Source organism: Alistipes sp. An31A, from assembly GCF_002159425.1.
GTDB lineage: Bacteria > Bacteroidota > Bacteroidia > Bacteroidales > Rikenellaceae > Alistipes > Alistipes excrementigallinarum.
In genome coordinates, this window is sequence record NZ_NFIO01000005.1 from 145,994 (window position 1) to 170,299 (window position 24,306).

17 protein-coding genes and 1 pseudogene are annotated in these 24,306 nt (G+C 66.2%); 2 read left to right on the plus strand and 16 right to left on the minus strand.

The features are described 5' to 3' along the window. The first annotated feature begins 152 nt into the window (after nt 1–152). Complete coding sequence (locus B5F90_RS06490) at nt 153–1,295, plus strand: TlpA disulfide reductase family protein (protein ID WP_087361988.1); 1,143 nt, start codon at nt 153–155, stop codon at nt 1,293–1,295. Between the two features lie 342 nt (nt 1,296–1,637). Here B5F90_RS06490 and xylE read toward each other — a convergent pair whose 3' ends face one another. The 14 genes and pseudogenes from xylE to B5F90_RS06565 all read right to left on the minus strand — a co-directional run bounded on the left by xylE (nt 1,638) and on the right by B5F90_RS06565 (nt 18,602). Beyond that, a complete protein-coding gene (gene xylE / locus B5F90_RS06495; protein WP_087361989.1) occupies nt 1,638–3,086 on the minus strand; it encodes a D-xylose transporter XylE in 1,449 nt (482 codons plus the stop codon). A gap of 141 nt (nt 3,087–3,227) precedes the next feature. Next, nucleotides 3,228–4,539, minus strand: a pseudogene (gene xylA / locus B5F90_RS06500) (xylose isomerase). Nucleotides 4,540–4,589: 50 nt separating this feature from the next. After that, nucleotides 4,590–6,077, minus strand: coding sequence for an FGGY family carbohydrate kinase (locus B5F90_RS06505; RefSeq protein WP_087361990.1), 1,488 nt, complete (start codon nt 6,075–6,077; stop codon nt 4,590–4,592). Nucleotides 6,078–6,867: 790 nt separating this feature from the next. Further along, on the minus strand, nt 6,868–7,431 hold the full coding sequence (locus tag B5F90_RS06510; RefSeq protein WP_087361991.1) for a sugar O-acetyltransferase: 564 nt from the start codon (nt 7,429–7,431) through the stop codon (nt 6,868–6,870). A gap of 571 nt (nt 7,432–8,002) precedes the next feature. Then, entirely contained in the window at nt 8,003–9,151 is a 1,149-nt protein-coding gene (locus B5F90_RS06520; RefSeq protein WP_087361993.1) for an amidohydrolase family protein, read from the minus strand. After that, complete coding sequence (locus tag B5F90_RS06525; protein ID WP_087361994.1) at nt 9,111–9,938, minus strand: DUF4296 domain-containing protein; 828 nt, start codon at nt 9,936–9,938, stop codon at nt 9,111–9,113. The genes B5F90_RS06520 and B5F90_RS06525 overlap by 41 nt, the downstream gene beginning before the upstream one ends. After that, on the minus strand, nt 9,935–11,146 hold the full coding sequence (locus B5F90_RS06530) for an FtsX-like permease family protein (protein ID WP_087361995.1): 1,212 nt from the start codon (nt 11,144–11,146) through the stop codon (nt 9,935–9,937). Before B5F90_RS06530 ends, B5F90_RS06525 begins: the two co-directional genes overlap by 4 nt. A gap of 34 nt (nt 11,147–11,180) precedes the next feature. Beyond that, nucleotides 11,181–11,519: a 30S ribosome-binding factor RbfA gene (gene rbfA, locus B5F90_RS06535; RefSeq protein WP_087361996.1), complete on the minus strand. Its 339-nt coding sequence runs from the start codon at nt 11,517–11,519 to the stop codon at nt 11,181–11,183. 4 nt (nt 11,520–11,523) lie between these two features. Beyond that, complete coding sequence (locus B5F90_RS06540; RefSeq protein WP_087361997.1) at nt 11,524–12,336, minus strand: porin family protein; 813 nt, start codon at nt 12,334–12,336, stop codon at nt 11,524–11,526. A 24-nt stretch (nt 12,337–12,360) separates the two neighbouring features. Further along, nucleotides 12,361–14,412 (minus strand): Ig-like domain-containing protein, encoded by a 2,052-nt coding sequence (locus B5F90_RS06545; protein ID WP_087361998.1) that lies wholly within the window; start codon nt 14,410–14,412, stop codon nt 12,361–12,363. After that, nucleotides 14,409–15,383: a hypothetical protein gene (locus B5F90_RS06550; protein ID WP_087361999.1), complete on the minus strand. Its 975-nt coding sequence runs from the start codon at nt 15,381–15,383 to the stop codon at nt 14,409–14,411. The genes B5F90_RS06545 and B5F90_RS06550 overlap by 4 nt, the downstream gene beginning before the upstream one ends. Further along, nucleotides 15,377–15,886: a 2-amino-4-hydroxy-6-hydroxymethyldihydropteridine diphosphokinase gene (gene folK / locus B5F90_RS06555; protein ID WP_087362000.1), complete on the minus strand. Its 510-nt coding sequence runs from the start codon at nt 15,884–15,886 to the stop codon at nt 15,377–15,379. Before folK ends, B5F90_RS06550 begins: the two co-directional genes overlap by 7 nt. An 18-nt stretch (nt 15,887–15,904) precedes the next feature. Continuing rightward, the gene (locus B5F90_RS06560; RefSeq protein ID WP_087362001.1) at nt 15,905–17,050 is read right to left on the minus strand and encodes a DNA polymerase III subunit; all 1,146 of its coding nucleotides are present in this window, start codon (nt 17,048–17,050) and stop codon (nt 15,905–15,907) included. Between the two features lie 82 nt (nt 17,051–17,132). Then, nucleotides 17,133–18,602 carry an oligosaccharide flippase family protein gene (locus B5F90_RS06565; protein ID WP_087362002.1) on the minus strand — a complete coding sequence of 490 codons (1,470 nt, stop codon included), beginning with the start codon at nt 18,600–18,602 and terminating at the stop codon, nt 17,133–17,135. A gap of 1,067 nt (nt 18,603–19,669) precedes the next feature. Here B5F90_RS06565 and B5F90_RS06580 point away from each other — a divergent pair. Further along, complete coding sequence (locus B5F90_RS06580; RefSeq protein WP_087362005.1) at nt 19,670–20,158, plus strand: DUF4375 domain-containing protein; 489 nt, start codon at nt 19,670–19,672, stop codon at nt 20,156–20,158. A 633-nt stretch (nt 20,159–20,791) separates the two neighbouring features. Here B5F90_RS06580 and corA read toward each other — a convergent pair. Further along, on the minus strand, nt 20,792–21,745 hold the full coding sequence (gene corA / locus B5F90_RS06585) for a magnesium/cobalt transporter CorA (RefSeq protein ID WP_087362006.1): 954 nt from the start codon (nt 21,743–21,745) through the stop codon (nt 20,792–20,794). Between the two features lie 75 nt (nt 21,746–21,820). Continuing rightward, on the minus strand, nt 21,821–22,597 hold the full coding sequence (locus B5F90_RS06590; protein WP_087362007.1) for an MqnA/MqnD/SBP family protein: 777 nt from the start codon (nt 22,595–22,597) through the stop codon (nt 21,821–21,823). Nucleotides 22,598–24,306: the final 1,709 nt, after the last annotated feature.

The following is a 24,306-nucleotide window of genomic DNA, read 5'->3' on the forward strand; positions in this document are numbered from 1 at the left end:
CATCAATTCCTCGTTCGCGCGAAACACCTAATTTTGTCGTCGGGAGTCGCTGCCGGCATCGCGCGGCAGGGCTTCCGCTTCCCGTTCGCTGTCGGAAGTCTCTCCGGCAGGCGCCGGGTGGCAATCGTGGAACGAACAAAAAATCGTAGAGAATGAAAGGAGTTGCACTCGCTGTGGCCCTGCTGGCGACCATGGCCCTGAATCTGTCGGCCCGCAATTTTACGCTCAGGGGGCGTTTTACCGATGTTGCGAACGATACGCTGCGGATAGAGTACGTCGTGCGCGAACCGGAAAAGAGGGTGGTGAATGCCGCTGTTCCCGTCGATGGCGAGGGTCTCTTCACCTATGAATGCTCGCTGGTGCAGGCCTGCCAGGCCTCTCTGGCCGTTCGCTCGACCGGTGGGAAGGAGTCTCTCTTTTTCGTCCCCGGCGAGCGTGCGGAGGTGGAGGGCCCCTTTGCCTCCGCCAGCGACTGGCGCATCGGGGGCTCGGCCTTCTATCAGCGGTTCGACAGCCTCCGGCAGCAGCTGGTACCCTTCTACCGGGAGTTTGACGCCGTGCGGGCCCGGTATGAGCGGGATGTGGCCGGGGGGCTCGACCGCACGGAGGCCGACAGCATCCGCAAGGCGGCCAATCTCGCCATAAACAGGCGGTTGTGGGTGGTTGCCGGCCGATACCTGAGCAGCCATACCGACGACGAGCTTTCGGCCGTGCTCCTGCTCAACCAGAACTATACGGAGATACTGCCCGCCATCCGGAGGCTCTCGCCTGAGGTGCGGAACGGGCGTTTCAGAAGCTACATCGACGTGATAGAGTCCATCTTCTCCCGCGTGGCCCGGGAGCAGCAGGCGGCCGCAGCCGCGAGGCCGGAGCTGGAGGTGGGGCGCCCTGCGCCGGACTTTACGCTGAAGGACATCAACGGCGAGGAGTTCCGGCTGAGCGCTCTTTTCGGACGGGGCAAGTATGTGGTCGTCGACTTCTGGGGGTCGTGGTGCTCGTGGTGCATTCGGGAATTCCCCACCCTGGAGGAGTACTGTCGCCGCTATGGGGAGCGGCTGGAGATTGTCGGCGTGGCCTGCAACGACAGGCAGGAGCGGTGGCGGGCCGCTGTGGCGAAGAATCGGATGCCGTGGCTGCAGGTTTTCTCGCACGACGGAACCACGGAGGTGCGCTACGGCGTGACGGCCTATCCGTTCAAGGTTGTCCTGTCGCCCGAGGGGCGGGTGCTGGCGTGCTTCAAGGGGTCGGGCGAGGCTTTCTACCGGCTGCTCGACCGCCTGTTGCAGGGCGATTGACGGCGCCGTCGCTGTCGCTGTCGCTGTCGCTGTCGCGGGTGCGGCCGGGCGGCCGTGTGTGGCCGGGAGCGGCCGGGTGAGGCACCCCGTCTCCCGCGTGTGAAAGGCGGGCGTCCGGAAGCGGAACGGCCCGGCCGGATGAAATCCTGCGCTCCGGATAAGACAAAAACCCCTGTCCGCATGGTTGCGGGCAGGGGTTTTCGTTGAAGGGCGGGGTCGAATCCGCGGCCCGGAGGCTTTGGGAACGGCCCGGGAATCGTTGGGGCCCCGTTCGGCGCTGGCCGGGTCCTCTCAGAGCCGGGTCTGTCCGGGAAAGGGCCCGGAGGCGGGCTCTGGGGGTCGTTACTTGCGCCAGAGGGCCGACATCTGCTCGAGCGTCTTGCCCTTGGTCTCGGGAACCATCTTCCAGACGAAGAGGGCCGACAGGAGCGACATGAAGGCGTAGATGCAGTAGGTGCCCCCCACGCTCCAGCCGCTCAGCGACGGGAAGGTGGCCGAAACCAGGAAGTTCGAGACCCACTGCGCCGCCACGGCGATGGCTACGGCCTGCGAGCGAATCGTGTTGGGGAAAATCTCCGAGATGAGCACCCAGCAGATGGGGCCCCACGACATCATGAACGAGGCGGTGTAGAGGATGATGAAGACGAGCGCCGCAAGGCCGATGGCGTCGGTGAACGACAGCACGGCGAGGGCCAGCATGCCTATCATCATGCCCGTCGAGCCAATCATCAGCAGCGGCTTGCGTCCCACCTTGTCGACCGTGAAGATGGCCACCACCGTGAAGATGATGTTGACCACACCCATGACGACCGTCTGGAGCATCGAGGCGTCGCCCGTGGCTCCCATGTTGGCGAAGATGCGCGGCGCGTAGTAGAGCACCACGTTGATGCCGATGGCCTGCTGGAAGAACGAGAGCAGCACGCCCACGGCGATGACCATGCCTCCGTAGGCGAAGAGCCGCTCGCGCCGCTCGTGGACCGTCGACTTGATGTCGGCCAGAATCGAGTGTGCCTCCGAGGTGCCGTTGATGCGCTCCAGAACGGCGAAGGCGCGCCGGTCGTCCCCCTTGAGGGCGAGGTAGCGCGGCGTCTCGGGGACGAGCAGGATGAGCAGCAGGAAGGCGCCCGCGGGGAAGGCCTCCGAGAGGAACATCCGCCGCCAGCCGACGGCGACCATGGCCGTCTGGATGGTCTCGGCGGTGTCGCCCAGGTTGTTGCGGATGAGGTAGTTGACGAAGTAGACCACCAGCATGCCGAAGATGATGGCGAACTGGTTGCACGAGACGAGCGTGCCGCGGATGCGTGCCGGTGAGATTTCGGCGATGTACATCGGGCACAGGGCCGAAGCCAGGCCGACGCCCACGCCGCCGATGATGCGGTAGAAGTTGAACGATATGAGCAGCGCGCGCGAGGCTTCGCCGTAGGGCAGGATGCCGCTTTCGGGCCACCACGACCCGACGGCCGAGACGAAGAAGAGCACGGCGGCCACGATGAGCGAGCGCTTGCGGCCCAGCCGCGAGGCGCAGAAGCCCGAGATGGCGCCGCCGATGATGCAGCCCAGCAGGGCGCTCGAGGCGGTGAAGCCGTGCAGCCACGGCGTGTAGTCAAAGTCGCGCGCCGTGCGGAAGAATTGGTCGAGCGCCTGTTCGGCACCCGAGACTACGGCCGTATCGTAGCCGAAGAGCAGGCCGCCGATGACGGCGACCATGACGATGGAGAGCAGGTAGAGGCGGCTCCCCGTTTTGGGTTCCGAGGTCATTGTCGAGGGGTTGGTTTTGGCGGGGCGACGCATCCGGTACCGACACGCCGTTCGCCCGCCGCACGGGGCTCCCCGGGTGAGGGGGCGGTGCGGCGGGGGCGGAACAGCTTGTCGGAAGGCGCTCCGCACGCGGCGGGCGCTCCGGGCAGGATACCGGCGGGTCGCCGGGTGTGGTTATACGTACATGTTGACGATGGCCTCGTAGAGCTCCTGCTTGCCGCTGCGCTGCACGGGTTCATGCGTGCGGGCGTACTCGGCAACCTGCTCGAGCGTCAGGCGGCCCTCCTCGAAGAGCTTGCCTTCGCCCGAATCGTAGGAGGCGTAGCGCTCCCGGAGCATCTTCTCGTAGGGCGAGTTGTCGAGGATGTCGGCGGCGATGAGCAGCGCGCGCCATGACATCCATGGCCGAGATGTGGGCGATGAAGATATCCTCCAGGTCGGTCGAGTTGCGGCGCGTCTTGGCGTCGAAGTTCGTGCCGCCGGCCTTCAGACCGCCGCCGCGCAGGATGACCATCATGGCCTGAACCATCTCGTAGAGGTCAATCGGGAACTGGTCCGTGTCCCAGCCGTTCTGGTAGTCGCCGCGGTTGGCGTCAATCGAACCCAGCATGCCGGCGTCGACGGCGCACTGCAGCTCGTGCTCGAAGGTGTGGCCGGCCAGCGTGGCGTGGTTCACCTCGATGTTGACCATGAAGTCCTTGTCCAGGCCGTGGGCGCGCAGGAAGCCGATGACCGTCTCCGTGTCGGCGTCGTACTGGTGCTTCATCGGCTCCATGGGCTTGGGCTCGACGAGGAACGTACCCTTGAAGCCCTTCGAGCGGGCGTAGTCGCGGGCCATGCGCAGCATCGTGGCCATGTGCTCCTTCTCGCGCTTCATGTCGGTGTTCAGCAGCGACATGTAGCCCTCGCGGCCGCCCCAGAAGACGTAGCACTGACCGCCCAGCTCGATGGTGGCGTCCAGCGCATTCTTGATTTGCAGCATGGCGCGGGCTGCGGCGTCGAAGTCGGGGTTGGTCGAGGCACCGTTCATGTAGCGGGCGTGGCCGAAGACGTTGGCCGTACCCCAGAGGAGCTTGATGCCCGTCTCGGCCTGCTTCTGCTTGGCGTAGGCGACAATCTCCTTCAGATTCTTCTCATATTCCTCGGGCGTTGCGGCCTCGTCCACCAGGTCGACGTCGTGGAAGCAGTAGTACTCGATGCCCATCTTCTGCATGAACTCGAAGCCGGCATCGACCTTGTTGCGGGCACGCTCCATGGCCGTTGCGGCCTCGTTCCAGGGGAACTTCTTGGTGCCGCCGCCGAACTGGTCGCCGCCCTCGGCGCAGAGGGTGTGCCACCAGGCCATCGAGAAGCGGAACCAGTCCTTCATCTTGCGGCCGCGCACGACGCGCTCGGGCTCATAGTAGTGGAATGCAAAGGGATTCTTCGAATCCTTGCCCTCGAAGGGGATTTTCCCCACGGTAGGGAAATACTCTTTTGTTGCCATAATTTTTATTGTGAATTGATTTGTAGGGTTTTCTGTTCAGGTCAGGGGATTCAGCAACCGGTTTCGCGTCCGACGAGCGCGCACCACTCGGCGTAGCGCTCCTCGAGCGTGTCGCGGTCGGCCGGGGCAGGGTCGACCGCATCGACGCGGCGCAGCGATGCGAAGGCCTCCTCGCGCGAGCGGTAGAGCCCTGCGCCGAGGGCGGCACCACGGGCGGCGCCCAGCGAGCCGTCGGTGTTGAAGAGCTCGATGCGCGCCCCCGTCAGCGTGGCGAGCGTCTGGCGGAAGAGGGGCGAGAGGAAGAGGTTGGCCGCTCCGGCGCGGATGACGGCGGGGTTGAGCCCCAGCGGACGCATCAGGTCCAGGCCGTAGCGGAACGAGAAGGCGATGCCCTCCTGCGTGGCGCGCAGCAGGTGGGCCGTGGTGTGGCGGTTGAGGTCGAGGCGGTGGATGCAGGCACCCGGGCAGCGGTTGCCCAGCACACGCTCGGCGCCGTTGCCGAAGGGGACCACCAGCAGGCCGTCCGACCCGACGGGGACGCTCTCGGCCAGGCGGTTCATCGCGGCGTAGTCGAGCGTCTGCTGCGTGACGTTGCGGCGCATCCACGAGTTCATGATGCCCGTGCCGTTGATGCAGAGCAGGATGCCGTAGCGGGGCTGCTCGGGACGGTGGTTGACGTGTACGAAGGTGTTCACGCGCGAGAGGGGGTCGGCACGGCGCGTGTCGACCACGCCGTAGACCACGCCGCTCGTGCCGCCCGTGGCGGCCACCTCGCCCGCCTCCAGCACGTTGAGCGAGAAGGCGTTGTTGGGCTGGTCACCCGCGCGGTAGGAGATGGGCGTGCCGGCCGGGATGCCGAAGCGCTCCTCGGTCCGGGCGTCGGTGCGGGCCTCGATGCCGATGGAGGCGCCGGCGCGGGGCAGCATCGCGTGGGGGATGCCGTAGTAGTCGGCCACGAAGTCGGCGCGCCGCTCCTCGGCGAAGTCCCAGAGAATCTGCTCCGAGAGGCCGCCCACGGTGGTCGAGATGTCGCCCGAGAGGCGGAAGGCGATGTAGTCGCCCGGGAGCATCACCTTGTCGATGCGGGCGAAGAGTTCGGGTTCGTTGCGGCGGACCCAGGCCAGCTTCGAGGCGGTGAAGTTGCCCGGCGAGTTGAGCAGGTGCTCCAGGCAGCGTTCGCGGCCGAGGGTTTCGAGTGCCTCGGCGCCGATTTCGACGGCGCGCGAGTCGCACCAGATGATGGCCTTGCGCAGGGGGTGTCCCGTGCAGTCGACGCAGACCAGGCCGTGCATCTGGTAGGTGATGCCGACGGCCCTGACGTCGTCGAGCGGGTGTCCCGCCTCGCGCAGGGCGTCGAGCCCCACGCCGACGTAGTACCACCACAGGTCGGGGTCCTGTTCGGCCCAGCCGCTGTGGCGGGCCTCGATGGGCATCTCCTGCGCGGGCTGGGTGGCCGAGGCGACGCAGGCGCCCGTTTCAATGTCCATTAGCGACACCTTCACCGAAGAGGAGCCGATGTCTATGCCTAAACTTTTCATGAATGCGAAGATTGGGGTTGCCGGAAGTTCGAATTTCGGCAAGTAAAAGCTTATCTGCAAACGTTAGGGCTCTTTTTCGTGAACGGAAAAGGTCGCACGGGAGGGTGTTGCGGCGCGTGGATGCTGTGGGGGCGGAGAGGTTCCCCGCAGCGGGGCGGTTCTCCGGCGCAGGTGAGGCGCTGTTGCGAGGGGGACGGAGCGGTTGGAGGGGTGCCGGAGCGGTGTGGCATGGGGGTGCGGCGTAAGGCGGTTCCCCGGTGCGGGTGAGGCCGGTGGATTGCGAAGGGCGGTGTCGAGGGTCCGGAATGGTTGGCGGGGTGCGGTGCGGGCTTCCGTTTCTCTGGCGGGCGCAGGGGGCCGGGTGCGACTGAAAGGGTCGGCGATGCCGGGCGGGCAGGGGCTTCCCGGGGCTCGGACGGGTTTCCCCGGGGTCGGATGGGTTTTTCCGGGGTCGGACGGCGGGGCGATTTTCCGGCGGCGGGGCGGGTGCGACGGCTTCTGCGAGGTCTGCAGTGCGTTCGGGCGGCTCTCATTGCGAAAAACCCCGGCTGAAGCCGGGGTGAGGGATGCCGCATGCGGGTTGCGGACCGAAGGGCCGGCATCGGCGCGGGGTGATTCATCGGGCGGGTACGGGCTCCGGTTGGCTCCCGGGCCTGTTCCCGGCTCCGTAGGGACCGATTCGGGCCTCTTTCCGAAGCCGGTTCCGATTTCCGGCTCCATCGGGCCCCGGGTTTTGTTCCCAGGTTCTGTCCCCGGGCTCGGGCCCACCGCCTCCCGTTCCGGGCCCTTGCTACTTGCGAATCGGGCGGATGACGCGCGCCGGATTGCCCGCCACAATGGTGTCGGCCGGGACGTCGTGCGTGACCACCGAACCGGCCCCCACGATGGCGTTCTCACCGATGGTGACCCCCGGAAGCACCACCGAGCAGGCCCCTATCCAGGCGTTGCGGCGGATGAGAATCGGCCGCCCGTAGACGTTGTGGCGCAGCTCGGGCTCCTCGGCATGGTTCTCGGTGATGAGGTTGACGTTGGGGCCGATGAAGACCCCCTCCTCAAGGGTGATGCCGCCGCGGTCCATGAAGGTGCAGCCGTTGTTGACGAAGACGCCCCGGCCGAAGCGGATGAACTGTCCGAAGTCGGTGTGGAACGGGGGAACGACCCATACCGAGTCGTCGAGTTGCTGGCCGGTCAGCTCGCTCAGGGCGGCGCGCACCTCGGCGGGGGTGCGGTAGGAGGAGTTGAGTTCGCCGGTGATGCGCATGCCGCGCAGCAGCGCCTCGTAGAGGCGGGGATATTCGGGGTCGCTGTCGAGGATGAGCTCGCCCGCTTTCATGCGTTCGAAGATGTCTGCCATGGTATTCGGATGTCGGGCGATGGGTCCGACGGTGCAAAGATAGCGCTTTGTGCGCTGCGGGGGATGACCGGAATTCCGGTTTGTGCAACCCCGATTCCGGCAGGGGCGATGGCGGGGAGCGGGACGGAGCTGCGGGGAAAGGAGGAGGGCGGCGGAGCGGCCGTGCGTGACTCTTTTATAATAAGGAGCCAGGGGGAGTGGATGGAGCCGGGGTGGCGGATGGACCCGGGGAAGCGTAAGGGATTGTTCCGCACCGGCCTTGGGCGTTCGGAATAGCGGACGGAGAAGGCGGGTAGGATTCGGGCTGCGGCGGCCCTTTTCCGGCGGGTTGGCGCGGGCGTCCTCCTCGCTCGGAGCGGCGGATGGCGAAGGTGAAAGCCGGTTTCGGGGTCGACCTGTTGTTGCGGAGGTGGGTGGCGCGGGAGCCCTCCTCGTTCGGAGCGGCGGGTGGAGAAGGCGGGTAGTACTCGGGTCTGCGGCGGTCCTTTTCCAGTGCGGCGCCGGCTTCGGGTCTGCGGCGGCCCTTTCGGGGCGGTGCGGGCGCTCCCCTCGCTCCCCTCGCTCCCCTCGCTCAGAGCAGCGGGCGGAGGCGGGCGGAGGGGCCCAGACGCATCGAGGCGTAGTCGATGCCTGAAAGCAGGCAGAGCCCCGGCCGTTTGCCCGGCTCGACGCTCCCCAGCTCCTGCTCCATCCCCAGCGCGCGGGCGCCGTGGAGCGTGGCCCAGGCGATGAGCTCCCCGAGCGGTACCTCCTCCAGCTGTCGCATCTCCTCGAAGAGCGACATGGCGGGGTTCGAGGCCGGCGAGTCGGTACCCAGGCAGATGAGGGCGCCGTTGCGCCGCAGCAGCTCGACGGGCGGGCGAAGCCCCGAGATGTGGCGGTTCGAGGTGGGGCAGAGGCACCAGTAGAGCGGTGCGGTGAAGTGTTCGCGCAGCTGGTCGATATCCTCCTGCGTCGTGCAGGTGGCGTGGACCAGCAGCAGCGAGCGGTCGCGGGGCGTCTGCTCGACCAGCCGGCGCGTCGGCGAGCCGTAGTGGAGGAAGTCGCACGAAAGCCCCTCGCTGCGGTACCACTCCCACAGCCCGCCCTTCCCGCGGAAGAGCTCCTTCTCGTCGGGCGTCTCGAGGTAGTGGAGCGAGAGGGGCGCGTCGCCCTCGCGGGCAAGCGCCGCGAAGGGGGCCTCCTGCACGGCGTAGAGCGAGTGGGGCGTGGGCGAGGTGTCGGGCTCGGCGAGCAGCGGCGCGAGGTGCTCCGTGGTGCTGCTCCGCAGTCCGAAGAGCTCGGCGAAGGTGTGGTAGCGCAGTGCGCTGCGCCGCTTGGTGGCGAACGAGGTCATCCCGTTGGAGGTGTCGCCCACGGCGCGGATGCCGCGGCTGCGCATGGCGGCGTCGATGCGGTCGGCTGCGCGGTGGCGCTCCTCACCGCTCACGGCGTGGCGGTGGGCCCGCAGCGCGCGGATGAAGCCCCGGAAGCCGCACCCCGCGGGAATCATCCCCGCCAGGTGCGCCAGTTCGAGGTGGCAGTGGGCGTTGACCAGCCCCGGGAGGAGCACTCCGCCGTAGAACTCCACGCCGGCCAGACGGTCGGGCTCGGCGCACTGCTCCACGCCGAGGATGCGCCCCCCGGCGTCGATGCTCACCAGCGGGTGGCGCAGAAAGCCCCCGGGCTGCCAGAGCAGGTTAGAGGCTATCCGCCGGATGGGCTGCGCGGAAGAATTCATCGGCGAAGATGCGGATGTCGAGTTGGCGGATGTAGAGGCTCTCGACGGCCTGCGCCGTCGGGGGCGTGTAGTCGATGCGCAGGTCGCGCATGGTGACGGAGGGGCGTCCGGCCGCCTCGCGCGGCAGGAAGAGGTTGAGGTGCAGCCTGCGCGTGGTGCTGTCGGTGGTGAAGTGGCGCGAGAAGCGCTCCTCCTTGCCGCGGCGCAGCGTGAAGGTGTAGCCCCCCGTGCGGCTGCCGTCGCAGCGCTCAAGCCACGCCGAGCCCCGCAGCCCGGGGTTGCGGTCGAGCGAGTCGACCGTATAGCAGACCGAGAGGTTGTATTCGCCCGCAAGGAGGGTGTCGAGGCGGACGTGGAGCCGCGCCGTGTCGCGCAGCGTGCGCACGCGCACCAGCGAGTCGGTGTAGACGCGCCGCGTGAAGGTGCGCCGCGCCACGTTGTCGATGGTGTCGAGGATGGAGACCTCGTGCTCGTAGCGCTTGCCCTCCTCCTCGAGCATGCGGATGGACTCCTCGACCACGTCGCCCAGGCGGGCGCTCTTGCGCTTCGAGAAGTTGCCGATGGTGTACTGCACGTCCTCGGTCGTGTAGCCGTAGCGGGCGAAAATCGGCTCGTAAATCTCGAGCGAATCGAGGCGGAGCCGCTCCGTGGTGATGTAGGCGTTGGTCAGGAAGGCGTCATGGAAAATCAGCGCCAGCTCATCGTCGGGGATGATTTTGTGGCGCGTGCAGGCTCCGGCCATCAGGCCGAGCAGCAGCAGCGCCGCCAGTCGGATGCGGTATTTCATGGTTCGGTACGTTTTATCATGCTGCGCACGGTGAGGTGCGTGATGAGCCCCGCCACAAGGGTGAAGGCCACGGCGACGGCCGCCAGGTCCGTCCAGCGGAACTCGACCGGGTAGCTCTGCATCAGGAAGCTCTCGGCAGGGATGCGGATGAGGCCGTAGTGCTGCTGGAGCAGCGTCGCGCCCACGCCCAACACCACGCCCAGCAGCGCCCCCGCGCCGCTGATGAGGGCCCCCTCGGCGCTGAAGAGCCTCCGCAGGAAGGAGGTGTCGGCACCCAGCGCACGGAGCGTCGCGGCGTCGTCGCGCTTCTCGACGATGAGCATCGCCAGCGCCCCGACAATCGAGAAGGAGGCGATGACGAGCACCAGCAGCGAGATGAAGAAGATGCCCCACTTCTCGTAGCGCATGATGCGGTAGAGCGAGGCCTGCATCTCGGCCCGCGTGCGGAGCCGGAAGTCGTCGCCCGCGATGCGGGCCACGCGGGCGGCCACCTGTTCGGCATCGGCCCCGGGCGCGGTGCGCAGCAGCAGCGCCGAGGCGCGGCCCGGGTAGTTGAACAACTCCTGCGCCATGTGCAGCGAGCCGAGCACGTAGCGCCGCTCGGTTTCGAGGTCGAGGACGTAGACGCCCCCCACCGGCTCGCGCTGCCGCGTGTAGCTGTCGAGCGGCAGCAGCGTCGAGAAGGAGCTCCGCCGCAGGGCGTAGAGCGTCACCTCGGCGTCGGCCAGCGTGCGGATGCCCAGCGTGTAGGCCATTGTCTGGCCGATGACGAGCCGTTCGAGCTCGCCCACGTGCAGCCGTGCGTCGCCCCCCGCCACGATGCTGTCGAGCGGCAGCACCTTCGCGTAGGCGTCGTCGGCCCCCCGCAGCGTGGCCACCGCCTGGCGGCCGTGGCGCTCGAGCAGCAGGTTCTGCTCGAGGATGAACGAGAGGGCCTCGACCCCCGGCGCGGCGGCCAGCGCCGCCGTGTCGAGCCTCGCCGTTTCGAAGGTCATCCCCGCGGCGGGCGTGAGCGTCAGGTCGGCGTCGAAGGCCCCGCCCATCTGCCGGATGAGGCTCTCGAAGCCGTTGAAGACCGAGAGCAGGATGAGCATCGCCGCCACGGGCATGGCCACGGCCACGACGCTCAGCCCCGCGATGAGGTTGATGACCGAGTGGGACTTGGGCGCGAAGAGGTAGCGGCGGGCGATATGGCGGGGCAGGTTCATGCGGCGGCGAGGGGTGCGGTGCGGAGCGGTCGGGTCAGTGTTTGAGCGCCTCCTCGATGTGCTCGATGTATTCGAGCGAGTCGTCGAGGAAGAACTGCAGTTCGGGGACGTTCTTCAGCTGGTTGCGGATGCGCTGGCCCAGCGCCCGGCGCACGAACCAGTTCTCGTGCTCGAGACGCTCCATGAGCTCGCGGCTCTTCTCGAAGGGGAAGACGCTCACGTAGATTTTGGCGTAGCTGAAGTCGGGCGAGACGCGCACCGCCGTGACGGTGACGAGCAGCCCGCGGACCAGCGCGGCCCCCTCCTTCTGGAAGATATCGGCGATGTCCTTCTGAATCTGACGGGCGATTTTCTGCTGACGGGTCGTTTCCATGGTGTTATCTGTTTTTCTTGTCGTAACTGAATTCGACGCCGGCCTTCTCGCGTTTGCGGCGCGGCGTGTTCCACGAGTCGAAGCCCTCCTTGTTGAAGCGGTAGCTCAGGCCGATGCTGATGTTGAGGTTGTCCATCGGCGAGCGCAGCGGCGTGGCCCAGAAGGGGTTCTCGGCGCCGTCGGTGGTGTTGTCCGCATACTTGTTGCGGTTGCGCACGATGTCCGAGTAGCCGAAGTAGTAGCGGGCCCGCAGGTTGAGCTCGAAGCGGCGGATGAGGATGGCGATGCCGGCGCCGCCGGCCAGGCCGTAGCCCCAGCGGTTGTCGCGCTCGACCTTGAAGGGGTAGTCGCCCCGCCAGTCGGGGCGCCCGGCGTCGCGCAGCACCTCGTCCTCGTAGGTCGACGAGATGTTGTAGGAGAAGGTGGCCGCCGCCTCGAGGTAGAGCCTTACGCGGTGCTTGAAGAGGTAGGCGTGGGGCTGCCAGACGATGGGCAGCACTACCGAGTTGACGCGACGCGTGTAGTACCTGTAGTCCTTCTTGTCCTCGACCTGCGAGGCGTTGAGGGCGAACGAAAAGCCCTGCTGGAGGAACTCCAGGTCGGCGCCGAAGCCCCCCACGAAGCGCTGCTTGCCGTAGTGGCGCCACGTCAGGCCGGCGCTGTACATGCCCCACACGCCGCGCGTCTCCTGCGTGGGCTGGAAACGGGCGCTGCCCATGCCGTAGCCCACGACGAAGCCCAGCGTGTGCTGCGCCCGCGCGCTTGCGCAGCCCAGCAGGGCCGCGGTCAGTAGTCCGATGATTGCAAATCGTTTCATTGGGTCTCTCTCTGCGGGGGCGCGTCAGCGCATGAACATGCCGCCCGTGGTATTCATGGTGTTGTTGAAGCGCTCCTGGTTGGCCTGGCGCTCCTGCATCTCGCGCTCGCGGCGCCCCTTGTCGCCCTCCTTGGCCAGCTTCTCGGCCTCGCGGCGCAGACGCTGCTCCTCGCGCTCGTCGAGCGTGCGGATGAGCGACTCCATCGTCACGGGGGCGAATATCCGCGACATGTCCATCGTGAACTCCATCTCCCAGTTGGCCTTGGTGGTGAAGGTGTCCTCCCCGTCGTCGTTGGCGTAGAGCTCCGTGCGCTCGGGCTGGCGCCGCTCGACAAGGTTGCCCGCATCCCACTTGCCGTTGCCGTTCCTGTCCTCGATGACGCGGAAGCGGATGTCGCCCGCCGGCACGTAGTTGAACTGGCAGAGGCCGCTGCTCAGGTCGCGCCGCTCCTGCTTGAGCTTGCCGCCGCCGTCGAGCATCTGGATGATGTAGCGCGTCCCGTCGTCGGGCGCCACGACGTTGATTTTCACCGTCGAGAACTTCTCGGGGTCCATCGTCGCGCGCGACTCCACGATGGAGTCGTTCGAGAAGCCGGCGATGTCGGTGATGGCCCCCGCGGGGATGGTGAGCGTATATTTCGAGGCGGGAACCCACTCGGTGCGGATGTGCCAGCGGCGCAGCTGCGCCGTGTCGCGCACGATGCGCAGCGGCACCTCCTCGTGGGTGCTGTCGGGGTAGTCGCGCGTGAGCACCAGCGAGGCCGAGTCGAGCCGCGCCAGCGGGTAGTCGAAGTCGACGACGAGGTCCTCTTCGGGGTTGATTTCGCCCGAGGTGACGAACTTCCAGGCGAAGGGGTTCTTCTCGGCCGGCGGGGTCCACTCCTCGCCCGCCTCCTCGGCCTTGCGCTTCTCGCGTTCGAGCTTCTCGCGCTCGCGCTCCTCGGCCTTGGTCTCGACGAGGCGCCATGCGAGCTTCAAATCCTCGGTCACCTCCTGCAGCTGGCGGATGGAGTCGTGCTTGAAGTAGGTGATGGTGCCGCGGATGGTGTCGGGAAGCGACTCGGAGGGCATGTTGAACCACAGCGCCACCGTATCGCGCCCCACGGTCTGGGGGTCGATGATGACCCGCTCGTCGGGGATGCTGTCGAAGTGGATGCGCACGATGCGCGGGTGGGCCGAGGCGAAGTAGAGCATCGCCTGGTGCTGGAGCGGACGGGCCGTCTCGGAGAGCATCTGGCGGCGGAAGGCCACGTCGGTGAACATGCGGAAGTAGAGCTGCGGCTCGGCCGTCACGTAGCGGCGCAGCGAGTCGTACCAGATGGCGAAGTCGGGCAGCTCGAGCGGGTTCTGCAGCTCCTCGATGAAGCCCACCTGGTCGACTCCGGGTTCGTACATCTGGTTGTCGTTCGTATCCTCGATGGCGTAGAGCCGGTAGGGGATGGGCTTGAGGTTCTGGGCGATGAAGATGCCGTTGGTCTCGGCCCGGGCGATGACCGAGGGCTTGCGGTTGAAGATGGTCGAGTCGTACTCGGGGGTCTCGTCCAGCGAGTCGGCCGGGTAGAACCAGATGAAGCTCTTCGACACGGAGTCGGTCTTGTAGCTGTCGGCCGTGTAGCCCGAGAGAATCATCGAGTCGATTTCGTCGCCCGTCGAGAAGACGTAGCGCATCGAGTAGAGCGGGTTGTTCTCGTTGTTGTCCTGGATGGCGCTGCCGAAGTTGAGCGCATAGGTGGTGTTGGGCTCCAGCGTGTCGCGCAGCTGGATGACCAGCCCGCGTCCGCGCAGCGTCAGCGTCGGCTTCTTCTTCATCTGCGGCGAGGTGAAGAACTCCTTCTGCTGGTCCTTGATTTGGACGAACTCGTCGAAGCCGATGTAGATTTTCATCCCCTTGGGGACGGTGGGGACGTTGCGCGTGTAGTTGTCGGGCGTCATGGTGAGGATGACCGGCGGGAGCGTATCCTTGGGGCCGCCCGTGGGGGTCATCATCGTGGCGCAGCGGCTCAGCAGCGTCGAGCCGAAGAGCAGCAGGACGCCCAGCCGAAGGGCGCGCAGGGTATGTCGGGGCATGGCGTTCATCGTTGTCTGGTTTTGAGGGTCGTCCCGTTCTCGGGCTCGGCTTCGGGGTCGTAGTTGTTGACGAAGCGCCAGCCGTCCTCGACGTAGACCGAGTCGGTGCGCCACGGGCGGAAGGTGAGCCGCGCCGAGTAGGGGCCTCCCGAGAGGTCGATGTCCTGGCGGCTGTAGGCGTAGCGGCGGTTGCGCGTGTCGGCGACGATGACCATCAGCGGCGTGCCCGAGACGGTCATCGTGAAGTTGCCCGTTCCGGAGTCGCGCGAGGCCGTGGCCATCGGGTTGCGCTTGGTCTCCTCCTCGTCGTACTTCGAGGTGATGATGCCCAGCGTGGCGTCGTCGTAGGTGGCCACCTTCCAGTCGGTGGTGTCGACCGCATAGGCGTAGGCCTTGAGCGCGGTGAGCTGCTCGGGCGTCGCCCCTTCGGTGGTCTCGACGTAGGGCTCGATGATGTACTGCGCCTCGAGCGGCGGGGTGTAGAAGTCGTTGCGCATGAACCACGACTTCGACTCGTCGTAGCTCTGCTTCCAGGGGCGGAAGACCACCGTCGAGTAGAGGCGCGGCATGTTCTCGCCGAAGCCCTGCTGGCGGTAGCCGTAGAGGCGCAGCTCGGGGTTGACGGCCACCACCAGCGCGCTCAACCGCGTGATGCGCATCGTCAGCCAGCCGCGTGTCCCCTCGGCCTCGTAGGGCTCGGCCGTGGCCATCGGCGCGTTGTCCTTGAGCGAGGGGTCGCGCCGCGAGGTGATGATGCCCGCCAGCGCATCCTCGTAGCTCGTCACCTCCCACTCGGAGGTGTCGGCCGCAAAGGCATAGGCAAGGGTCCCCTCGAGCGCCTCCACGTCGCTGCCCGAGGCGCTCTGGAGCAGCGGCTTGAGCACGTAGGAGGTGTCGTAGGAGACATCCTTGAAGCATCCGCCCAGCGCTGCCAGGAGGCAGAGGGCGGCCGTTATTCTGAGTCGTTTTCCGTTCAGCATGTCGTCGGTTCGTTGTCGTGTTTGAGCGCCGCGAGCATCTCGCCCACCGTGAGCCCCGTGACCGGATGGCGGCGCGTGCGCATGATTTCGCAGAGCGGAACCAGCGCGAACTCCCGCTCGGCCAGAAGCGGGTGGGGAACCACCAGGCGCGGGGTGTCAATCACCCGGTCGTCGTAGAAGAGGATGTCGATGTCGATGGGGCGCGAGCAGTAGCGGCTCCCCGTGCGGGCACGCTCGACGGCCTCGGCCGCGCGGTTGCGCCCCAGCTCGTTCTCAATCTGCTCGATGGTGTCGAGCACCTCGAGCGGCGAGAGGTCGGTGGTCACCTCGATGGCCTGGTTCGAGAAGCGCTCCTCGGCCTCGAAGCCCCACGGGGCGCTCTCGTAGCGGTGCGAGCAGCGCAGCACCGCCCCCACCCGTTCGTTGAGCAACTGTTGTGCCCGTTGCAGGCGCCGTTTTACGTCGCCGACGTTTCCTCCTGTCAAAAATACCACACGTGCCATAACTCCATAGCGTTGACGTTAACGTAATCCTATCATTTTGCTCACCGCGAGGGCGAAGTGCGTGAAGACAATCGTGGGGTTGCCGTTCTGCGAGATTTGCGTCTGGGCGCTCTCGACCTGGGCCACCAGCGGCTCGATGTTGTGCGAGTCGACATAGGGGCAGAACTTGCGGCAGAAGTCCAGCTCCTCGCCCCAGAGGTAGCAGACCGAGTCGATGCCGGCGTGGAGCACGAAGCTCTCGCGCAGCAGCCGCGCCATGTCGCGCAGGAAGGCACGCTGCTGCTCGCGCGTGAGGGCGGCCACCTGCTCGGCCCACCCCAGCAGCTCGAGGTGGCGGTTGTTGTAGCTCAGCCGCATGAGCGAGCAGAAGAGCGTGAAGTTTTCGTGGCGCAGCGTGTCGCTCTCGCCCGCCGCCAGGCGCTGCAGCTCGAGCAGGTCGCCCCCGGCCAGCCGCGCCATGTTGCGGGCGCGCAGCGGGTCGTCGACCCCCAGCCGGAAGGCCTCCTCCTCGAGCACGCGCGGCTCGAGGCGCGGCACGGTGACCTCCTGCGTACGCGAGAGGATGGTCGGCAGCAGCAGCTCGGGCTGCTCGCTCACCAGCAGGAAGAGGGTCCGCTCCCACGGCTCCTCGAGAATCTTGAGCAGCTTGTTGGCCGCCTCCTCGTTCATCGTCTCGGGCAGCCAGACGAGCATCGTCTTGTACTCCGCCTCGTAGCTCTTGAAGGAGAGCTTGCGGATGATGTCGTCGGCCTCGCGGGCCGAAATCATCCCCTTGAGCGTCTTGCCCAAATCGAGGCTGTCGTACCACATCTGGGGCGAGAAGTAGCCTCCGGTGCGGGTGAAGAGTTCGCGGAAGAGGGGAAGAAACTCGTCGCTGCGCACCGCCTCGCCCGACTTCTTGCCCTGGCGGTTGACCGGGAAGACCAGATGCAGGTCGGGGTGGGCCAGTTCGGCAATCTGCCGGCAGTCGGGACACTCGCCGCACGAGTCGCCGTTGCGGCGGTGGCGGCAGCAGAGGTACTGCACGTAGGCCACGGCCAGCGCCAGCGCGCCCCGTCCGGCGCTTCCCGTGAAGAGCTGGGCGTGGCTCACGCGCCCCGAGTCGATGCCCTGCACGAGGTGGCGCTTGAGCTCCTCCTGTCCGATGATGTCGGCAAATCGCATGCGAATCTTCTCCTTTCTGTTCCTTGTTTCGTTGTTTCGTTGTTTCGTTGCGGGGCCGGCTCTCCCCTTCCTGCCCCCCCGGCTACCGGCGGTGGAGCGCCGAGCGGAGCATCGCCTTCAGGTCGATGTGCTCGCGCCGTACGAGGTAGGCCGCATAGCCCGCAAATGCCACTATGTTAAACGCATAGCTCAACCAAATATTGTCCAGGACGACCCCGGCCCGCTCGCAGACGAAGAAGAGCGCGAGGGCCGTGACGACATACTCGCCCATGCGCCGCCAGTCGTAGGGCGTGGGGAAGAAGCGGCGGTTGAGCCACCAGCTGACGGCCACCATCGCCGTTTCGCTGGCCAGCCGCGCCCAAGCCGCCCCGAAGTAGCCCCAGCGGGGAATCATCAGCCACCCGAAGCAGAGCATCGCCACGAGGCCCGTCCCCGTGACGACGATGGCCAGCGAGGTGCGCTCCTCGCGCTTGTACCAGAACGAGAGGTTGAGCCAGACGCCCGTCAGCACGTTGGCCCCCAGCACGACGGGCAGGATGTAGATGCCCTCGCGGAAGTCACGCCCCACAATCAGCGCGAAGAGGTCGCGGAAGAGGGCGATGCCCAGGAAGATGAGCATCGAGGCCATGACGTAGTACTTGAGCGCCGCGGCGTTCATGGCGACGAACTCCGACTTGCGGAAGTTCGAGAGGAAGAAGGGCTCGGCCGCCAGGCGGTACATCTGGTAGAAGAGCATCATCACCACGGCAATCTTGGTGATGGCGCCGTAGACGCCCAGCTGGGCCATCGCCCCCTCGGGGACGAGGTACTTGATGAGCTGGCGGTCGATGAACTCGTTGGCCGTGCCGGCCAGTCCGCCCACCAGCAGCGGCAGCGAGTAGGCGAAGACGGCCGTCAGCAGGCGGCGGTCGATGCGCGGAAGGACGCGGTCGGTGGTGAGGAGGATGACGCACCAGGTCACCACGCTGGCCGCGAGGTTGGCCACGAAGACCCACCCCACGCCGAACTCCGTGGCGAAGAGCCCCGCCATGCCGAAGGCGAAGGCCAGGGCGACGTTGAGCACCACGTTGAGCGCCTTGATGGCCACGAAGGTCATGGCGCGCCCCTGTTCGCGCAGCCGCGAGAAGGGGATGCAGGCCGAGACGTCGAAGAGGATGATGAGCCCCACCCAGACGATGTAGTCGGGATGGGCGGCGTAGGCCGGGCCCATGGCGGCGGAGATGCCCTGGCGGAAGAGCAGGATGAGGGCGAAGAAGAGCACGGCGGCCAGCGAGGTGGCGCCCCACGTGGTGGCGAAGAGCCGGCGCTTGGCGCCCTGTACGTCGCCGCCGGCCTCCTCGGCCTTGGCCGAGAAGCGGAAGTAGCTCGACTCCATGCCCATCGTCAGGAGGGTGAGGGCCAGCGGGATGAGGGCGTAGACATCGGTGACGATGCCGTAGGTCTCCTGCCCGAAGATGCGTGTATAGTAGGGCGTGAGCAGGTAGCTCAGGAACCGCACCACGATGGTGCTGATGCCGTAGACGGCGGTCTGTTTAGCCAGTTTTTCGAGCATGACGCGGATACAAGTGTGCAAATATACGAAAAGGCGCGGGCAAAAGGCCACGCTTGCGCGCGTTTTTTGCCGGTGGGCCGTCCATATTTTGCAAAGATAGCGATTTTGTCGGGAATAAGGGCCGCGTCGGCTCTTCTTTCTTTGAAAGAAGGGGGTGCGGAGGGGGCGCCGTGGCGGGGGAGGTGAGGAGCCGGCGACGGCGGGAGGAGGGGGAGACGACGGTGGTGACGGCGGAAGGCGGCGGGAGAAAGGATGGCGACGCAGAGAAGGGCGGGAGGCAGAAAGGCGACGGAGGGGGCATTGGCCGGCCACCCGGTCGGTGGGCTGCTGCGGGGGGGGCGGTGATGGGGAAGACGGCAGGAGAGACGGCGGGGGCGGGGGCGAGTCGGGGTGTGGTTCCGGCAGGAGGAGGAGACGAATGTGGCGGCGGAAGGCGGGGAGTGGGCGGAGAGGAGTTTCGGCGGCATCGGGGAGGAGGCTGGATGCCGGGTATCGGGAAGAGGTGAGCGATGTGGGCGGGTTGCGGGCGGACGATGCGGGTGCTCCGGAGGGCGTAGACGGGGTGCAGGCGAGGGAGGCGGGCTGGACGGGTCGGGTGTTGCCGGAGAAGGGGGCTTCGGAGTGAATCGGGGTGTGGCGGAGCGGGCGGGGAGCCGGCGGCGGCAAAAAATGGGGGTGGAGGTGCAATTCGGAGGGGGTGCGGAGTACGGTTTTTGCAGGAATTTCGTAAATTTGTTTGGAAATGCGCTGCGATGACGCCGTACCGGGTGCCGCACCTTGCCGGCCCGAGGGTCGGGCGAAGGCTCCGGCCGGGGAAGGAGAGCACCGCCGGAGAAAAGGCTTCGGCCGATGAGAAAAACGCCGCCGGGAAGAGGGCTTCGCTCGGGAGAAAGGAGAAAAACATCCGTCGGGGCGGGGACTGCCGGCAGGGCGAGGCCTGACGTCGGGATGGAGCCCCTCCTTCGGGAAGGGATGTTCGACCGGGCGTAGGTCTCTGCCGGAGAGCTATCCTACCTCCGCAAGGGCGTGTGCAGCAGCCGTTTCTGACCCGTCAAAAACAACTGACCATGTGGAACTTTTTCGAAAAACTTTGTCATGAGGGACATCGCTCCGAGCCGGGGGCCGAGACCGAGTCGCAGGAGGGCGAGGCGCTCTACGACCGCATCTGGAGCTCGCTCGAGGAGAAGGGCATCTGCAACGAGCGGGGTTGTCCCGAGGGGCTGACCCACGGCGAGCGGCTCTTCTACGTGACGCGGGTGGTCGAGGACGAGGTGCGCGAATGCGGCTTCTTCGGCCTCTGCTACAACCGCCACGCCCATCTGCTGGAGCCGGCCGTGCGCTACTTCCGCGAGCTGGGTGCGGTGCGCCGTGCCGACATCGTCGAGCGGGCGCGCCGCGTGCTGGAGGGCATCGAGTCCCCCTGCTGCGAGCATGCCACGGAGGAGGACGAGGCGAAAATCGACGCGCTGCAGACGGAGTATCAGTCGCTCGACGAGAACTACGAGGCGATGCTGCTCGGCTACGTCAAAAGCCATCCCGAGGAGTTTCCCGCCTGAGCGGGGGTGTCCGGGAGCGGCCTGGAAGGGACGGCCGGAGCGGAGCTTCTTGAGTGAAGGTGTCCGGAGCAGGGCGGCCCAAGGGGGAAATAGCCCGCACGGGAACGTTCTGTGCGGAGATGTTCCGAGCTGAAATGTCCCAAGCGGGGCAGGTCCGTGCGAGCAGGTTTTGAGCGCGTAGCGGCTCCGTTGTCGGCATCCGGGCCGGAGGTTCGGGCCGCGTGCATTCTTCGTCCGGCGCCGAGCCGGGCGGCGGCACGCTTTTCCGCCGCCTCGATGCAGGCAGAGGGCGCAGGCCGCGGCAGGGTGCGGGCATCAACGGACCCCCTCCGGCGCCAATGGACCCTACGGACCAACGGACCAATGGACCCGACGGACCAACGGACCAATGGACCCGACGGACCCGACGGAGCAGGCCCGACAGACAAAATCGGCGAGCGGCCGGAGAACAGCCCGTGGAACGACCGGCCAACGACCTGCTGAACAGCTTGAAAACCGGACAAAACAGGCGGGATGTCGGCAAACGGTCGGCGGAGCAGCCGGCCAACGACTGGCCAAACAGACAAACGAAGAGAGAAAAACAGACGAGGGACCCGTCGTGCGACGGGTCCCTCGTCTGTTCGGTTCGGCTCTCTACAGCCATTTCTTGAAGCGGAAGAAGAGAATCGTCAGCGCCGAGCAGAGCACCATGAGCGCCAGCGCGAAGAGGTAGCCGTAGTCCCAACTCATCTCGGGCATGAACTTGAAGTTCATGCCGTAGATGGAGGCGATGAGCGTCGCGGGCATGAAGATGACGGCCGCCACCGAGAATATCTTGACGATTTCGTTCTGCTCGATGTTAATCAGACCCAGCGCCGCATCCTGGATGTAGTCGAGTCGCTGGAAGCTGAAGTCGGCGTGGTTGATGAGCGAGTTGACGTCCTTAATCATCAGCTGCAGCCGCGGGTAGATATCGCTCGGGAAGCGTTCCGAGCGCAGAATGCCCGAGAGGACGCGCTGGCGGTCGAAGATGTTCTCGCGCAGCGACATGGTGCTCTCCTGCAGGGCGCTGATGCGGTGCAGCACCGCCTTGTCGATGGCATCCTCCGAATTGATGTCCTTCGAGAGGGTGCCTACCTGCTTGGAGACCAGCTCGACCAGGTCGGCGTCGAAGTCGATGCGCACCTCGAGCAGCGAGATGAAGACGTGGTAGCCCGTCGAGTAGCTGCGGTAGTTCATCTGAAGCCGCTTCTCCGTCTCGCGGAAGGTGCGGAACTCGGCGTTGCGCACCGAGACCAGCACGCCCTCGTTGGAGATGATGAACGAGACGGGCTCGACGAGGAACGACTCCCCCGTCGGAACGAAGAAGTTGGAGTTGGAGATGATGGCGTTTTCCGTCTCGGAGTACTTCGACGTCGACTCAATCTCCTCGACCTGCTGTTTGGTCTGGAGACTGATTTCCATGAAGTTCTCCACGGCCTTCTGCTCCTTGATGGTCGGCAACAGCATGTCAATCCACAGAATGTCGTCGTAACCCAGGTCGTCGAAGAGCTTGGTGTCGGCGTTGCGGATGATTTTGTTGTATTGCTTGAGGTAGATGGTAATCATTGTGGCTCCCGTTTAGAAATTGCGTAATCCGTATCGGCAAATCGGGCGGTGCTCAGGCGGCACCCGTTGCTACCTTCAGCCGGGATTGGTCCGCAGCGCGTTCTTCACGCCGGAGGACCACAATCGTTTGAGAGCCTTGTGTTTCTCGAGGTCGAACAGGTAGTCGACCTCCGAGGAGAGATGTTCGTAGATTTCGAGCAGCGCCTCGTCGGGAACCGATTCGCGCACCGCCTCGAAGGTGTGCTCCAGTCCGAAGGTGAGGGCATACTCCAGCGCCTCGATTTGGAGCAGGTCGGTCCCCTTGCGGGCGACCCAGACGCCCAGCGCCACGGGCAGCTGCTCGGTGGCGCACCACTCGCCCGTGAGGTCGGTCACGTGGGTGAAGAGCCCCTCGGCGTCGGCGGCCTTGCCTCCGCCCAGCACGAAGCCGTCGCCCGTTTCGACGCGGAAGAGCAGCTCGGAGTCGTCGAGCGGGACATATTTGGGGGTGAGTCCCCAGCGCTTGCCCAGCAGGTAGGCGGCCAGATGGGCGGCCGTGGGCGACTGGGGGTCGAGGAAGAGGCGGCGGAGTTCGCGCGGGGGGTCGTTGCTCAGCAGCAGCGCCGAGCGCGACGGGCCGGTGGCTCCGACGCAGTATTCGGTGACGATGTCGGCGTCGTGAAGGTCGGGCACGAGGGCGGCCGGAACGAGGGCCAGGTCGGTCTCCCGTTCGGCAAAGAGTTCGGCGCAGCGCTCCGGTGTAGCCGCCAGCAGCTCGCCGACGCGGAAGTCAGGAGCGTGCCGGATGCCATAGATGAAGGGGAGCGCGTCGGGATACGACGCTACGGCGATATGGGGTACTGTGACCATCATCCATGGGTTGTGAGCAATTGGTTCAACACGCAAAGGTAAGCAAAAATCGGAAGTTTATTCCACATTTTCGAGAAAATCTTGCCCGACCTCTTGACAAGGGGGGTGTCGGGGTTGTATATTTGCCGTGTAATCCACAGTCGGCCGCCTCCGTTCGGGAGGTTATCAACACCGCCAATCGGTTGATTCATAGAGTTACGGCCGAAGTTATCAACCCGTTTCAACAGCTTTCGACACTTTATCGACACGTTGTCGACACTTCGCCCCCCCCCCTCGGGCGCACCGCCGCTCCGGTTTACAGCCGCGCCACAGCATTGTTCCATCGGTTCACAGTCGCACCGCTACCCGGTTTCCCGCTGCACCGCTCACCGCAGCACCGTTTTATTTGCATCGCTCCGCCGTTTTCCCGCCGTGCCACAGCATTGCCGTCCTGCTTTTCGCTGTACCGCTTCTCTGTTGCACCGAAGCATCTCTGTCTTTTTCCCGCTTTACCGCTGCTCCGTTTCATCTCTGTACAGCGGCATTGCTCCACCGGTCTTCCCTTCGCGGCTCAGCCGCTTCGCCGCTTCGCCGGTTTCGGCCCCTTCTGCTCGAAAACCCTTTCCTGCTCTTTGTTTTTCCTTTTCCGGGATGCCTCTCCCCCCCCCTTTCCCGGGATGTCTGTCTGCCCGGCGTCGGCTCCGGCCGGCTACCCGGAGGCCTCGGCAACGGAGCCCCCGACGCGGCGGCAGCTCTCCGCTCCGCACCCGAAATCCCGTTCCACATCTTGGCTCGGGCGATTCCACCCCCGGCGGTCGAATCGCGGCCCCTGCGGCTCAGCCGCACCGGAACGCAGGATGGAGGGGCGGGGCGTCGGAGGGGTAAGAGGCGCCGGAGCGGTAGAGGAGAGGAGGAGGACATGAAGGGGGAGGAAAGGGGAAAAGGTGCGGTGGGGACCCTGACGTGGAGGGGTGGGGCGACCCTCCCGGGGAGGAACTCCGGCGAGCCGAGGCTCGGGCGGACCGGACCTTTGACGGGCCGAGCCCCGGATGAGCCGGGACCTTGATGGAACGGCCCTTAGGCTGACCGGGGGAGGGTGACCGAACGAACCCTTGACAGGCCGAGACCCGGGCGGGTCGGGACTTGACGGGGTGCGACTCTCTCGGGAAGGAACTCCGGCGGGCCGAGGCTCGGGCGGACCGGACCTTTGACGGGCCGAGCCCCGGACGGGCCGGGACCTTGACGGAACGGCCCTTTGCTGACCGGGGGAGGGTGACCGAACGAACCCTCGACGGGCCGAGACCTTGACGGAACAGCCCTTTGGCTGACCGGGGGAGGGACCGAACGAACCCTCGACAGGCCGAGACTCGGGCGGGTCGGGACTTGACGGGGTGCGACTCTCTCGGGAAGGAACTCCGGCGGGCCGAGGCTCGGACGGACCGGACCCTTGACGGAATAGCCCTTTGGCTGACCGGAGGGGTTGTCCGAACGAACCCTTGACGGATCGAGACCCGGACGGGCCGGGACCTTTACCATTACCATCTTTTTCAGTCCGGCCCTGCCATCCCTTCCACTCTTTCACCCTTCCGTTCGGCCGCCCTGCCGCCCACCCGACCGTCCGCCCGCCTAACTGCCCAGGCCGCCTCTTCGGCCGCCCCACCCGTTCTCCCGCCCCGGGCCCAAACCCCGGGCACAGCATTGCCGTCCTGCTTTTCGCTGTACCGCTTCTCTGT